Here is a 13,025-nt window from a genome sequence, read left to right as displayed (position 1 = left end):
TACGCGCCATGACCCGCACCGTCATCACCGGCATCTCCGGCCGCATGGGCAGCACGCTGGTGCGCCTGGCGAAGGCCGCCAGCGACCTTCCGGTGGTGGGCGCCACGGTGCGCCCGGGCAGCCCCCTGGCAGGGCAGGACGCGGGGCTCGTGGCCCGGCTGGGCTCTCCGCTGGACGTGCTCGCGCAGGACGACCTGGGCCGCGCGCTGGATGGGGCGAAGGCGGACGTCGTCGTGGACTTCACCGGCCCGGAGGCCACGCTGCACCACGCGAAGGTCTGCGCCGAGCGCGGCGTGGCGCTGGTGGTGGGCACCACGGGCTTCACGCCGGAGGGGCGCGCGCAGTTGGAGGCGCATGCGAAGCGCATCCCCATCGTCGCGGCGCCCAACATGTCCGTGGGCGTGAACCTGGTCATCCGCATGGCCGCGGAGCTGGCGCGCGTGCTGGGCCCTTCGTTCGACGTGGAGGTGCTGGAGGCGCACCACCGCATGAAGAAGGACGCGCCCAGCGGCACCGCGCTCAAGCTGGCGGAGGTGCTGGTGGACGCGCTGGGCCGCTCGAAGGACGACCTCACCTTCGCTCGCGAGGGGCAGACGGGCGCCCGCCCGCCGGGTGAGATTGGCGTGCAGGCGCTGCGCGGCGGAGACGTCGTGGGCGAGCACACGGTCTACTTTTTCGGCGAGGGCGAGCGCATCGAGCTCACCCACCGCGCGACGAACCGTGATCAGTTCGCGACCGGGGCGCTGAGGGCCGCGCGCTGGGTGGCGGGCCGCGCGCCGGGACTCTATGACATGGCCGACGTGCTCGGCCTCCAGGGGAAGACATGACCGCCCGTTACTGCCGCTTCCAGGTCGAGGGCCGCGCCAGCCATGGCCGCGTCGACGGCAACGAGGTGGTGGTGCTCACCGCCGCGCCGTGGGCCGGCGGCAAGGAGACCGGCCTGCGCCGCTCGCTCCAGGGGCTCACGCTGCTCACGCCTTCGGACGCGTCCAAGGTCGTCTGCATCGGCCAGAACTACCGCAAGCACGCGGAGGAGATGGGCAAGCCCGTCCCCACGGAGCCGCTCATCTTCACCAAGCCCTCCACCGCGCTCAATGGCCCGGGCTCGCCCATCCGCATCCCCAAGGCGAGCCAGGAGGTGCACTACGAAGCGGAGCTGGCGCTCGTCATCAGTGAGCGCCTGAAGAACGCCGACGAGGCCACCGCCGCGCGCGCCATCTGGGGCCTCACCTGCTTCAACGACGTCACCGCGCGCGACATCCAGCGGAAGGAAATCCAGCACACCCGCGCCAAGGGCTACGACACCTTCGCCTGCGCGGGCCCCTGGGCCGTGACGGGCCTGTCCCCCGCGGACCTGCGGGTGGTGTGCCGGGTGAACGGACAGGTGCGCCAGGATGGCCGCACGTCCGACATGGTGTTCAGCCCCGCCCGCCTGGTCTCCTTCATCTCCCACATCATGACGCTGCTGCCTGGCGACCTGGTGAGCACGGGCACCCCGTCCGGCGTGGGCGCGCTGAAGGCCGGGGACACGGTGGAGGTGGAGCTGGAGGGAATCGGAACCCTGGTGAACCCGGTTGAGATGGAGCCTTGAGCGCTACCGTCTATGTAGGACTGGGTTCCAACGAGGGCGACCGCGAGTCCCACCTCGTGGCCGCCCTCGCCGCGATGTCGTGCATCGACGCGGTGTCGGTGCTGGGCTGTTCCTCCCTCTATGACACGGCCCCCGTGGGGCCCGCGCAGCCGCGCTTCCTCAACGCCGTGGTGGCGCTGGAGTGCGACCTGACGCCGCAGCGTCTGCTGTGCATCCTCCAGCGGATTGAACAGGACCTGGGCCGCCGCCGGATGCAGCGCTGGGGCCCGCGCACCATCGACCTGGACATCCTCCTGTGGGACGAGGAGGACCACTGCGTCGTCGCGGACGCGAACCTCCAGGTGCCCCACCTCGAACTGCACAAGCGCCGCTTCGCGCTGGAGCCCCTGGCGGAGCTGGCCCCCGACGCCCGCCACCCGGTGCTCGGCATGACGGTGCAGGAGCTGCTCGCGAAGCTCGCCCCCCAGGACGTCCGCAAGCGCGAGGCCCTCTACTGGCCCGACATGGGCGCCCGTTTCCCCGTCCACGAACTATGAGCCTGTCCCTCGTCCTGGCCACGACCGCGCTGCTCGCGGCCGAGCCCACCTCCCTGCCTCCCGGCCACCCCACGATTCCGCCCGGCACCCAGGCGTCGCCTACGGGCATGGGCGCTGGCTCCAATGCCGCCAACGGCGCGCTGCCCCCCGGCCACCCCACGATGCCCGCGGGCTCCCCCGTGGCGCCGGGCACGCCGCTGCCGTCGGGCCACCCCACGGTGGACACGAACAAGCTGCCGCCCTCCGCCGAGGAGCTGATGAAGCAGCTCGACTCGTCCGAGGGCCTGCGCGAGCGGGAGAAGACCTTCGAGATCGCCTCGTCGCTGGGCAAGCTCTACTACACGAACGGCCGCAACGCGGAGGCGCTGGCGTACCTGGGCCAGGCGCAGGCCAAGGCGGACGGCGTGCGCTCGCTGTTCCTCGCGTCCAGGAAGAAGCTGGGCAAGGCCGCCATCCCTACCCCGGAGGCCGCCAACTGCGGCTTCACGCCGGGCCAGGCACTGGACTCCATGGAGGCCGTGGCGCAGGTCCGCGCGAAGTCCGGTGACGCCGCGGGCGCCGCCTCGTGCGCGCTGGCCGCGCTGGTGCCCGCGCTGGAGGTGGACGTGCTGCGCGGCAACGCGCTGTACCTGGGCGGTGACAGCGCCAACGCGCTGAAGGCGTACGCGCGCGTGCTGGAGATCGCGCCCCGCCACGAGGAGGCGCTCTACGCCCACTCCGCGCTGCTCTTCGAGACGCAGGGCGAGGACCTCCAGGCGCTGGGTGCCGCGCGCCAGGGCTTCGACGCGCTGGTGACGGCGAACCCGGAGTCCCAGCGCGCGCCCATGGCCCGCGAGCTGAGCGGGCGCATCGCGGAGATTTCGAAGGCGGGCGGCCGCAAGAAGTGGCTCGCGTCGCGCGCCGCGGACCGCAAGGTGCGCCTGTCCCAGTCCACCGCGCAGGCCGCCGCGATGCCGTCGGACGCGCCGCGCCCGCTGACGCCGGAGATGGTGGACGCGGTGAAGAACACGGAGCGCACGCCGGAGCTGGAGGCGGGCCTCACGAAGCTGGTGGAGGAGGGCGAGGAGCACCTGGCGCGTGGCCGCTACCAGGAGGCCCTGGCCAACTACACCCGCGTGGTGCCCTTCCAGCCGGAGAACGGCCGCGCCAAGGCGGGCATGGCCTGGGCGCTGGTGGGCCTGGGACGTCCCATGGGCGCGCGCGTCTGGAGCGTGGCGCTGGAGTCCGACGCGGGCGCGGTGGAGAAGCTGGGCGACACGCTGCTCGCCAAGGGCGACGCGAAGGGCGCCAAGGCGCTCTGGGAGAAGCTGGCCCAGGACGTGCCCAACTACCCGAACAAGGCCGCGCTCCAGGCGAAGCTGTCGCAGTAGCTAGACGAACTTCGCCGCCAGCAGGTCCTGGACGTCGAGCAGGCCCACCGCGCGGCCCTCGACGTCCACCACGGGCAGCTGGTCCACCCTCAGCTCGCGCATCTGCGCGGCGGCGGTGAGCACCAGCGTGTCCGGGGTGATGCAGCGCGGGCGCTTGCCCATCACCTCTCGTACCGGCACCTCGAAGTCGGTGTGGCCCTTCTCCACCAGCCGGCGCAGGTCGCCGTCCGTGAAGATGCCCTCCAGCTTCCCGTCGCGGTCCACCACGCACGCGGCGCCCGGCCGGCCCGGCGTGTTGGTCATCACCACCACCGCCAGGGACAGCCGCGCGGTGTCCAGCACCAGCGGGTTCGCGGGGCCCGTGCGCATCAGCTCGAAGACGCGCAGCACGGAGCGCCCCAGCTTCCCGCCCGGGTGCAAGAGCGCGTAGTCGTCCCGCCCGAAGGGGCGGCTTCGCAACAGCGTCATCGCCAGCGCGTCGCCCACGGCGTGCAGCGCGGCGGTGGACGCGGTGGGGACCAGGCCCATGGGGCAGGCCTCCTCGATGCGGCCGATGTCCAGCACCACCTCCGCGCCCTTCGCGAGCGGGCTGTCCGCGTCGCCGGTGAGCGCCACCACCGGCGTGCCCATGCGCTTGAAGAGGGGCAAGAGGCGCAACAGCTCCTCCGTGCTGCCGCTGTTGGACAGCGCGAGGATGACGTCGCCCGGGCCCACGCGGCCCAGGTCGCCGTGCACGGCCTCCGCGGGGTGGAGGAACACGGAGCGGATGCCGGTGGACGCCAGCGTGGAGGACAGCTTCTGGCCGATGTGGCCCGCCTTCCCCATGCCCGTCACCACCACCTGGCCCGGGCAGTCGCGCACGAGCTTCAGCGCGCGCAGGAACGCGTCCCCCAGCCGGTCCGTGACGCCGAGAATCGCTCGGGCCTCCGCCTCCAGCACGCCGCGCGCGTAGGTGAGCGCGGCCTCGTCGTCCTCATCGCGACGGGCGGGGGCAGGGGACGGCGCGCGGCCGGGGAGGGCACGCAGTTTGGGCTGCTTCTTGGCGGTGGAGCGGGGAGCGCGGGCCATGGCTGGGCGCTACGTCTACTCCGCCGTCGCGTGGGCGGCCATCCTTGACGCATGGGGGGGCCTGGGCTACGGCCTGCCCGCCCGGCCGCCCGTGGCCGGAAAACCCAAGGGGACGGCATGAAGTTCTTCATCGACAGCGCGGACGTTGGCGAAATCCGCAAGGCCCATGAGATGGGCTGCGTGGACGGCGTCACCACCAACCCGTCACTGCTGGCCAAGGTCGGCCGCAACCTGGAGGAGACCATCCGGGAGATCTGCTCCATCGTGGACGGTCCCATCAGCGCCGAGTGCGTCTCGCTGACGGCCCCGGAGCTCATCAAGGAAGGCCAGGGCTTGGCGAAGATCCACGACAACGTCGTGGTGAAGATCCCCATGGGCGTGGAGGGCATGAAGGCCGTCAAGGCGCTCACCGCCGACGGCATCCGCACCAACGTCACCCTCTGCTTCTCCGCCAACCAGGCCCTGCTGTGCGCCAAGGCCGGCGCCACGTACGTGTCGCCCTTCGTGGGCCGGCTGGATGACATCTCCCAGGACGGCATGGAGCTCATCGCCCACATCCTGGAGATCTACCAGAACTACGACTTCACCACGCAGGTGCTGGTGGCCAGCGTGCGCAACCCCGTCCACGTCCTCCAGGCCGCGCGCCTGGGCGCGGATGTGGCCACGCTGCCCTACAACGTCATCACCCAGCTGGCGAACCACCCCCTCACCGACGCGGGCATCCAGAAGTTCCTCGCGGACTGGGAGAAGGTCCCCAAGCAGGGCAAGCCCGCCGGGAAGTAACCGCCCGGCCGTCTCCCCCGCCGTTCCGGTGTCCCTGGAACGACGGGGGGACCCTCGCGGGGGCTGGCGCCAGGACGGCGGGAGCGGTATGGCAGGGGAAGCGGATTGATATTTGAATCAACCCTCCCGGAGCCCCGCCCATGGATTTCCAGCTCAGCGAAAACCAGCGCGCCTTGCAGGAAGCCGCGCGCAAGTACGCCCGTGACGTGGTGCGCCCCAAGGCCCCCCACTACGACGAGACCTCCGACTTCCCCAAGGACCTCATCTCCGCCGCCTTCGAGCTGGGCCTGCTGAACATGGCCATCCCGTCCGAGTACAACGGCGTGGGCCTGACGCACCTGGAGCAGGTCATCGTGTGCGAGGAGCTGGCGTGGGGCTGCGCCGGCGTGGCCACGTCCCTCATCGCCAACGACCTGGCCAACCTGCCCATCATCCTGGCCGGCACGGACGACCAGAAGAAGCGCCTGCTGGCCCCCTTTGGGGAGAAGCTCAAGCTCAGCTGCTTCTGTCTCACGGAGCCCGCTGCGGGTTCGGACGTGGCGGCCATGGGCACCACCGCGCGCCGCGAGGGTGACGAGTACGTCCTCAACGGCAGCAAGTGCTTCATCACCAACGCCGGCTACGCGGATCAGTTCACCGTGTTCGCCACGCTGGACAAGGGCAAGAAGCACAAGGGCATCACCTGCTTCGTCGTGGAGGGCCGTCCGCAGGGCCTGACCACCGGCAAGCACGAGAACAAGATGGGCCAGCGCGCCAGCAACACCACCACCGTCACGTTCGACGAGGTGCGCGTCCCGGTGGCCAACCGCATTGGTGAAGAGGGCGAGGGCTTCAAGATCGCCATGGCCACGCTGGACAACAGCCGCCCGCTGACGGCGAGCATCTCCATCGGCATCGCCCGCGCGGCGCTGGAGCACTCGCTGGAGTACTCCGCGCAGCGCCAGACGATGGGCAAGCCCATCCGCGAGCACCAGGCCGTCCAGTTCATGCTGGCGGAGATGGCCATGAACACCCACGCCGCGCGCCTGCTCACCTACGAGAGCGCGCAGGTGCTGGACGAAGGACAGCGCAACACCCTCCAGTCCAGCTATGCGAAGTGCTTCGCCGCGGACATGGCCATGAAGGTCGCCACGGACGCGGTGCAGGTCTTCGGCGGCTACGGCTACATGAAGGAATACCCCGTGGAGAAGCTGATGCGCGACGCCAAGCTCATCCAGGTCTACGAGGGCACGAGCCAGGTGCAGCGCCTGGTCATCGCGAAGGAACTGTTCAGGTAGAAAAGCAAAACTGTGCCCGGCGGGGCTTTCCCGTTGCCGCCGCCGTGTACGGATGTCTATTACTCCGGCCCTGATGCGCGACGCGTCAAGCGCCCGATTTCCAAACACTCCCTACTGAGGAGAAGCCCGCCGTGAAGATTCTCGTCACCGCCAAGCGCGTGGAAGATCCCGAGTCGAAGATCAAGGTGAAGCCGGACGGCTCGGACATCGTGAAGGAGGGGTTGAAGTACAAGATCAACCCCTTCGATGAAATCGGCGTGGAAGAGGGCCTGCGCCTCGCGGCGAAGCACACCGGCGAGGTGGTGGTGGTCTCCATCGGCGGCAAGGAGGTGCAGGAGCAGCTGCGCCACGCGCTGGCCATGGGCGCCAACCGCGCCATCTGGGTGAACCACACGGGCCCGCTGGATCAGCTGGGCATCGCGGGGCTGCTCCAGAAGGTCGCGGAGAAGGAGAAGCCGGACATCGTCCTCTTGGGCAAGCAGTCCATCGACGACGACCAGAACCAGGTGGGCCAGTACCTGGCCGAGTTCCTGGGCTGGGGCCAGGCCACGTTCGCCTCCAAGGTGGAGTCGCTGGAGAGCGACCAGGAGAAGAACAAGGTCCCGGCGGTGGTGCTGTCCGCGGACAAGAAGAGCGTCCAGGTGGTGCGTGAAGTGGACAACGGCCTGGCGACCCTGGAGGTCCAGCTGCCCGCCATCGTCACCACGGACCTGCGCCTGAACCAGCCGCGCTACGCCAGCCTCCCGGGCATCATGAAGGCGAAGAGCAAGCCCATCGAGGAGCTGACCCCGGCGGGCCTGGGCGTGGACGTGGCCCCGAAGATCCAGGTGCTCAAGCTGGCGTCGCCTCCGGCGCGCAAGGCGGGCATCAAGGTCCCGGACGTGGCCACCCTGGTGGAGAAGCTGCACAACGAGGCGAAGGTCGTCTGACCCGCGCTGCCAACCCTTCCAACGATTCCGGAGACAGACACCATGTCCATCGTCCTCATCGTCGCCGAGCAGCAGCCGGACGGGAACCTGCGCAAGGCCTCCCTGAACGCCATCGCCGCGGGCAAGCAGCTGGCCGACAAGGCCGGCGCCGAGCTGCACCTCGTCCTTCTTTCCAAGGACCCGTCCAAGCTGGCGGAGGAGCTCAAGGGCTCCGGCGCCAAGGTCATCCACACCGCCGCCGCTCCTGAGTTCGAGCACTACCTGGCGGAGACCTACGCCCCCGTCGTCGCGGGCCTGGCGCAGGAGCTGAAGGCCACCTTCGTGGGCGCGGCCTCCACGGCGCAGGGCAAGGACCTGCTGCCGCGCGTCGCCGCCCGGCTGAAGGCCGCCATGGCCACCGACATCACCGCCATCAACGGCGGTGGCGCGGACATCACGTTCACCCGTCCCATGTGGGCCGGCAACGTGTTCGCCGAGGTGAAGCTCTCCACGCCGGTGCAGGTCATCAGCATCCGCGCCACGGAGTTCAGCCCGGCCGCTGGCGCCGGCGCGTCCGCGGAGGTGAAGTCCTTCCAGCCGAAGCTGGAGGCCTCCAAGACGAAGTTCGTGTCGTTCAACGAGGTGAAGAGCGCCCGTCCGGAGCTCACCGAGGCCAGCGTGGTGGTCTCCGGTGGCCGCGGCACCAAGGGCGACTTCAAGGAAGTCGAAGCGCTGGCGGACCTGCTGGGCGCCGCGGTGGGCGCGTCCCGCGCGGTGTGCGACGCGGGTTGGGTTCCCAACGACCTGCAGGTCGGTCAGACGGGCAAGGTCGTCGCGCCCAAGCTGTACATCGCCGCGGGCATCAGCGGCGCCATCCAGCACCTGGCCGGCATGAAGTCCTCGAAGACCATCGTCGCCATCAACAAGGACCCGGAGGCGCCCATCTTCCAGGTGGCCGACTACGGCCTCGTGGATGACCTCTTCAAGGTCCTGCCCGCGCTGCGCGAGGGCATCCAGAAGCTGAAGTAGTCCGCGCCCGCCGTCCTCACGGCGGACCGTGACATCCGAGGGGCGCGTCGCCGGGAAATCCGGGGGCGCGCCCTTCGTCATTTCCGGGGAGCCCTACAGCTCGATGTCGGTGTCGCTGCCGGGCTTCTTCCTGGCGGGCGGCTCCGGGGGCTCGGCGTCCTCCGGCTCCAGCTCGTGGGGCAGATCCTCCGGTTCCTCCAGCTCCGGCGCCTCGCCCGTGTCGAGCAGGTCGATGCGCTGTCCGTCCTGCACCTGGACGTAGAGGGTGCGGAAGGTCCACGACTCGCCGTCCTTGTCCGCCACGGCGTGGAGGTTGCCGTCCGCCTTGGGGCCGTCCAGCGGGACGGTGAACTCCGCGTGGGTGCGGCCGTTGCGGGTGCTCACCTGGGTGTTGCTGGGGAAGCCCGGCTTGAAGCTGCCGCCCAGGGCCTGCTGCACGTGCGGATCCTCCTGGGCCTCCTCGATGGCGTCCGTGTACGCGCCCATGTCCTTGAACGACGAGTAGCCCCAGCCCACGGCGATGGCCGCGAAGCAGAAGCACGAGCCCAGCATCCCCAGACAGCCCACGGGCACCGCCCACTTCCAGTTGCGGCTCCACCACCCCTGGCGGGGCACGGGTGCGTAGTCACCCTCGGGCATTGTCGGCGGCATGCGGGCCCTCCTGGCCTGGACCTGGGGCCGTGTCATAGCCGGTTCCGGACGAAGCCGGGGTGGGGCCTGCACCGGGGACGGGTTTCGGGGGCGCCTTCATGACAGAGTGTGTGTCATGCCCTCTGGTGGCGTCTCGACGGCCGAGCTCGCGGACCTGCTTGCGGCGCTGCCCTTCGGCCACCGGCTGTGGGTGCGCGGCATGGGGCGGTGTCTCTACCCCCTCTTGCGCAGCGGGGACGCGGTGCGGCTGTTGCGCTGCGGACCGGAGCGGCTGGCGCGCGGGGACGTGGCGCTGGTGCGGCACGGCCCCCGGCTGGCCGCGCAGGTGGTGCTGTCCACGGAGCCCTGGGTGACGGAGTCGCTGTTGGGCGGCACGGACGTGGCGGGCGGCGAGCTGGTGGGGCGCATCATCGCGCTCAAGCGCGGGCGGTGGGTGATGCGGCTGCCCCGGCCCACGCGGCCGGCGCTGTTCCTGTTGCAGCGCACCCTGTCCGGCGTGTGGACGAAGCCCACGTCCCGCGCGGTGTTCCGCCACCTGCGCGACCTGTTCTCCGGGTGGACGAAGCCGCTGCGCCGCCAGTTCGTGGGCCCGCTGGAAATCCGGCTGGTGCGCCCGGATGACCTGGACGCGCTGCTCGCCTTCGCCACGGAGCGGCTGGTGGTGTCCGGCACGTTCCTGCGCCGGCAGCTGCGTGACCGCTGGGGCCTGCCCGCGGACCGGCGCGTGGGCGCGGCGGCGGGCGCGTTCGACGCGCAGGGGCACCTGCTCGGCTTCGCCTGGGCGGACGACTACCACCAGGAGGGGCTGTCCCTGGAGGGCTTCTGGGTACGCTCGCTGGTGGTGTCCCCCAAGGTGCGGCGCATGGGCGTGGCCACCGCGCTGGTGCGGTGCCTGGTGGAGGAGATCCACCGGCAGGGCGCGGACCGGCTCCACGCGGACATCGACGAGGACAACACCGCCTCCCTGCGGACCTTCTCCGGTCTGGGGTTCCGCCCCGCGCCGGACGCGCTGACCGCCGCCACGAACCAGCAGTGGGACGCGGCCGGGGGGAGCAAGCGACTGGTCGTGCTGGTGCGCCGGCTTCCCTCCTGACGCCGGATGGGGGTTGCGCTCTTCCGGTGGCTGGGCCAAACGGCAGGGCGTCCTGCTTCAGGCCGTGGGCAGGGAAGGGTGGATCCGGTGTCCGAAGGGCGTGAGGGTGCGCAGTGGAAGGCGGACGGGGCGCTGGTACTGCTCACCGTCTTCTGGGGACTGACGTTCGTGGTGGTGAAGGACGCGCTCGCGTTCGCGGATCCGTTCACGTTCCTCACCCTTCGCTTCATCGTGGGCGCGGCGGTGCTGGCCGTCATCGCGCGGGGGCGGATGTTCGCGCCCGGCATCATTCCCAAGGGGCTGCTGCTGGCGGGCGTGCTGTTCCTGTGCTTCGCGCTCCAGACCGTGGGCCTGACGGACACCACGCCGTCGCGCGCGGCGTTCCTCACCGGCTTGAACGTCCTCTTCGTCCCGCTGCTGTCCATGGTGCTGCTCAGGCGCCTGCCCCGGTGGGGGACCGCCGTGGGCGTGGTGCTGGCGGCGGTGGGGCTGTACTGGCTGACTCGGCCCACTCCGAACGACGCGATGGCCGAAGGCGTGGGCGGCTTCCGCCTGGGGGACTGGCTGTCCATCGGGTGCGCGTTGGCGTACGCGGGGCACATCCTGCTCACGGAGCGCTTCGCGTCGAAGGACAACGCCGTGGGGCTGGTGGCGGTGCAGCTCATCGGCGTGGCGGTGCTGTCCGCGCTGTGTCTGCCCTTCGTGGAGCGCAAGCTGGTGTGGAGCCAGCCGCTGGTGGTGGCGGTGCTCGCGTGTGGCGTGCTCGCGAGCGCGGTGGCCATCCTGGTGCAGACCTGGGGACAGGCGCGCACCAGCGCGGTGCGCGCGGCGCTCATCTTCGCGCTGGAGCCGGTGTTCGCCTCGGCCTACTCCGTGGCGGTGGGCCGCGAGGTGCTGGGCCCGAGGGAGTGGCTGGGCGGCGCGCTCATCGTCGTGGGCGTCTTCGCGTCGGAGCTGGGCACGGCGGTGTGGGACGGATGGCGGGCACGGGGCCGCACGCCCGCCGCCTGAGCATCCAACACCTGGGGTGGGGCGCTCCGGACGTGAGCGCGAGCAAGCGGGCCGCGCTATAGACAGCGCCCATCCCATGAGCGTGGAGCTGAGACGCAACGGCCTGCACCTGACGGGCACGCCCCTGTCGCTGGACGCGAAGCGCAAGTCGCCGCTGTCCTTCGTGAGCCATGGGCACTCGGACCACATCGCCCGCCACGAGAGCACCATCGCCACGGCCGCCACGCTGCGCTTCATGGCCCACCGGCTGGGGCCGGTGGCGGCGCCGCTGTCCGTGCCGTTCCGCCGTCCGTTCGAGCTGGGCTCGCTGCTCTTGGAGCTCCTGCCCGCGGGCCACATCCTGGGCAGCGCGCAGCTGCGCGTCACCCGCGCGGATGGCAAGCGCATCGTCTACACGGGCGACCTGAACACCGCGCCGTCGCTCACCGCGGAGGCCACGGAGGTCGCGACCTGCGACACGCTGGTCATCGAGTCCACCTTCGGGCACCCGCGCTACCGCTTCCCGCCGCGCCCGGAGGTGCTGGGGCAGGTGGAGACGTGGCTGCGCGCGCAGCTGAACCGGGGCGCGACGCCGGTGCTGCTGGGCTACCCCCTGGGCAAGAGCCAGGAGGCGATGAAGCAGCTGGCCCTGCGCGGCTTCCACCTGGTGGCGCATCCGTCCATCTTCGAGGTCGCGGAGCTGTACGCGGAGCTGGGCGTCCCCATCGAGAACCTGCGCCGCTACGACGGCCGCGTGGAGCCGGGCGAGGTCCTCTTCTTCCCGCCGCACCTGGCGCGCGGTGGGGCCCTGGCGCCGCACTGGCCCCGGGCGACGGCGGTGCTCACCGGCTGGGCCATGGACCCCGGCGGCGCGCGGCGCTACGGCGCGGACGTGGCCTTCCCACTGTCGGACCACGCGGACTTCCCGTCCCTCATGCGCTACGTGAAGGACACCGGCGCGCGGGACGTCATCACCTGCCACGGCTTCGCGGAGGAGCTGGCCCAGGCGCTGCGCGACGCGGGCACGGACGCTCGCCCGCTGGGCAAGCCGCAGCAGATGACCCTGTTTTGATTTCGCCGCGCTGGCGTGTTGGAACGGGCGCCCGATATGCCCACTCCTGCTCCCTCGCTGACCGGACACCTGGCCAACGTGCTGCTGTGCACGGACGCTGAACCCAAGCGCTTCGTCACCCGGGAGGTCCCGGAGGTGACGGTGGACTTCGCGGGCATCGTGGGAGACCGGCACGCGGGCCTCACGCGCAAGGCGGACGTGCGGGTGCCGTGGTTCCCCAAGGGCACGCTCATCCGCAACACCCGGCAGCTCTCCATCGTGTCGCGCGAGGAAATGGTGGAGGTGGCGCGCACGCTGGGCGTGCCGCACGTGCTGGCGTCGTGGCTGGGCGCGAACCTGGAGCTCGTGGGCGTGCCCCGGCTGACGCACCTGCCGCCGGGGACGCGGCTGTTCTTCCCGGAGGACGCCACGCTGGTGATGGAAGGGGAGAACCAGCCCTGCGTGGGGCCGGGCCGCGTCATTGAGGCGCACCACCCGGACATGAAGGGGCTGGCGGGCCGCTTCGTGAAGGCCGCGTGGCAGAAGCGCGGGCTGGTGGGCTGGGTGGAGCGCCCAGGCCTCATCCGCGCGGGCGACGAGGTGCGCGTGATGCTGCCGCCGCAGGTGACGTACTCGCTGCCCTCCGCGCCTTCCAAGACGGAAGCGGTGGGCTGAGCC

The 13,025-nt window shown here is 71.0% G+C and carries 14 protein-coding genes; 12 read left to right on the top strand and 2 right to left on the bottom strand.

From position 1 onward, the window contains the following. The first annotated feature begins 8 nt into the window (after positions 1-8). Genes dapB through ACX114_RS32350 form a run of 4 tightly spaced genes read left to right on the top strand, consistent with a single transcriptional unit; the run spans position 9 to position 3,497 of the window. A complete protein-coding gene (gene dapB / locus ACX114_RS32365) occupies positions 9-827 on the top strand; it encodes a 4-hydroxy-tetrahydrodipicolinate reductase (protein ID WP_459291000.1) in 819 nt (272 codons plus the stop codon). Further along, complete coding sequence (locus ACX114_RS32360) at positions 824-1,591, top strand: fumarylacetoacetate hydrolase family protein (RefSeq protein ID WP_459290998.1); 768 nt, start codon at positions 824-826, stop codon at positions 1,589-1,591. The genes dapB and ACX114_RS32360 overlap by 4 nt, the downstream gene beginning before the upstream one ends. Beyond that, positions 1,588-2,127 carry a 2-amino-4-hydroxy-6-hydroxymethyldihydropteridine diphosphokinase gene (gene folK, locus ACX114_RS32355; protein ID WP_459290996.1) on the top strand — a complete coding sequence of 180 codons (540 nt, stop codon included), beginning with the start codon at positions 1,588-1,590 and terminating at the stop codon, positions 2,125-2,127. Before ACX114_RS32360 ends, folK begins: the two co-directional genes overlap by 4 nt. Continuing rightward, positions 2,124-3,497, top strand: a complete 1,374-nt coding sequence (locus ACX114_RS32350) for a tetratricopeptide repeat protein (RefSeq protein ID WP_459290994.1) — start codon at positions 2,124-2,126, stop codon at positions 3,495-3,497. The genes folK and ACX114_RS32350 overlap by 4 nt, the downstream gene beginning before the upstream one ends. On the opposite strand, the gene ACX114_RS32345 is transcribed toward ACX114_RS32350, so the two are convergent. After that, complete coding sequence (locus tag ACX114_RS32345) at positions 3,498-4,565, bottom strand: KpsF/GutQ family sugar-phosphate isomerase (RefSeq protein ID WP_459290992.1); 1,068 nt, start codon at positions 4,563-4,565, stop codon at positions 3,498-3,500. Positions 4,566-4,682: 117 nt separating this feature from the next. Between ACX114_RS32345 and fsa the strand changes: the two genes are divergently transcribed. The 4 genes from fsa (at position 4,683) to ACX114_RS32325 (ending at position 8,562) form a co-directional block, all read left to right on the top strand. Then, entirely contained in the window at positions 4,683-5,348 is a 666-nt protein-coding gene (gene fsa / locus ACX114_RS32340; protein WP_014399257.1) for a fructose-6-phosphate aldolase, read from the top strand. Positions 5,349-5,488: 140 nt separating this feature from the next. Continuing rightward, entirely contained in the window at positions 5,489-6,625 is a 1,137-nt protein-coding gene (locus ACX114_RS32335) for an acyl-CoA dehydrogenase family protein (protein WP_459290989.1), read from the top strand. Positions 6,626-6,756: 131 nt separating this feature from the next. After that, positions 6,757-7,554, top strand: a complete 798-nt coding sequence (locus tag ACX114_RS32330; RefSeq protein WP_014399255.1) for an electron transfer flavoprotein subunit beta/FixA family protein — start codon at positions 6,757-6,759, stop codon at positions 7,552-7,554. A gap of 42 nt (positions 7,555-7,596) precedes the next feature. Further along, a complete protein-coding gene (locus tag ACX114_RS32325; protein WP_459290987.1) occupies positions 7,597-8,562 on the top strand; it encodes an electron transfer flavoprotein subunit alpha/FixB family protein in 966 nt (321 codons plus the stop codon). 93 nt (positions 8,563-8,655) lie between these two features. Here the strand turns inward: ACX114_RS32325 and ACX114_RS32320 are convergent, their stop codons facing one another. Then, complete coding sequence (locus ACX114_RS32320; protein ID WP_459290985.1) at positions 8,656-9,213, bottom strand: cytochrome c oxidase assembly factor Coa1 family protein; 558 nt, start codon at positions 9,211-9,213, stop codon at positions 8,656-8,658. A 115-nt stretch (positions 9,214-9,328) separates the two neighbouring features. Here ACX114_RS32320 and ACX114_RS32315 point away from each other — a divergent pair, with 115 nt between their 5' ends. From ACX114_RS32315 to ACX114_RS32300, 4 genes are all read left to right on the top strand, one after another. Then, the gene (locus ACX114_RS32315; RefSeq protein WP_459290983.1) at positions 9,329-10,306 is read left to right on the top strand and encodes a GNAT family N-acetyltransferase; all 978 of its coding nucleotides are present in this window, start codon (positions 9,329-9,331) and stop codon (positions 10,304-10,306) included. Positions 10,307-10,393: 87 nt separating this feature from the next. After that, a complete protein-coding gene (locus tag ACX114_RS32310; RefSeq protein ID WP_459290981.1) occupies positions 10,394-11,317 on the top strand; it encodes a DMT family transporter in 924 nt (307 codons plus the stop codon). Between the two features lie 76 nt (positions 11,318-11,393). Further along, complete coding sequence (locus ACX114_RS32305) at positions 11,394-12,368, top strand: MBL fold metallo-hydrolase (protein ID WP_459290979.1); 975 nt, start codon at positions 11,394-11,396, stop codon at positions 12,366-12,368. Between the two features lie 36 nt (positions 12,369-12,404). Next, entirely contained in the window at positions 12,405-13,022 is a 618-nt protein-coding gene (locus tag ACX114_RS32300; protein WP_459290977.1) for an MOSC domain-containing protein, read from the top strand. Positions 13,023-13,025 lie beyond the last annotated feature (3 nt).

This window comes from Corallococcus sp. M7, from assembly GCF_054512695.1.
The sequence above is the reverse complement of the archived record's forward strand: the minus strand, read 5'-3'. Positions and strand labels throughout refer to the sequence as shown.

Excerpts from the sequence above, each read along its gene's own strand:
- dapB (WP_459291000.1), top strand. The coding sequence starts at position 9 with ATGACCCGCACCGTCATCACCGGCATCTCCGGCCGCATGGGCAGCACG.
- ACX114_RS32360 (WP_459290998.1), top strand. The coding sequence starts at position 824 with ATGACCGCCCGTTACTGCCGCTTCCAGGTCGAGGGCCGCGCCAGCCAT.
- ACX114_RS32350 (WP_459290994.1), top strand. The coding sequence starts at position 2,124 with ATGAGCCTGTCCCTCGTCCTGGCCACGACCGCGCTGCTCGCGGCCGAG.
- ACX114_RS32345 (WP_459290992.1), bottom strand. The coding sequence starts at position 4,565 with ATGGCCCGCGCTCCCCGCTCCACCGCCAAGAAGCAGCCCAAACTGCGT.
- fsa (WP_014399257.1), top strand. The coding sequence starts at position 4,683 with ATGAAGTTCTTCATCGACAGCGCGGACGTTGGCGAAATCCGCAAGGCC.
- ACX114_RS32335 (WP_459290989.1), top strand. The coding sequence starts at position 5,489 with ATGGATTTCCAGCTCAGCGAAAACCAGCGCGCCTTGCAGGAAGCCGCG.
- ACX114_RS32325 (WP_459290987.1), top strand. The coding sequence starts at position 7,597 with ATGTCCATCGTCCTCATCGTCGCCGAGCAGCAGCCGGACGGGAACCTG.
- ACX114_RS32320 (WP_459290985.1), bottom strand. The coding sequence starts at position 9,213 with ATGCCGCCGACAATGCCCGAGGGTGACTACGCACCCGTGCCCCGCCAG.
- ACX114_RS32315 (WP_459290983.1), top strand. The coding sequence starts at position 9,329 with ATGCCCTCTGGTGGCGTCTCGACGGCCGAGCTCGCGGACCTGCTTGCG.
- ACX114_RS32305 (WP_459290979.1), top strand. The coding sequence starts at position 11,394 with ATGAGCGTGGAGCTGAGACGCAACGGCCTGCACCTGACGGGCACGCCC.
- ACX114_RS32300 (WP_459290977.1), top strand. The coding sequence starts at position 12,405 with ATGCCCACTCCTGCTCCCTCGCTGACCGGACACCTGGCCAACGTGCTG.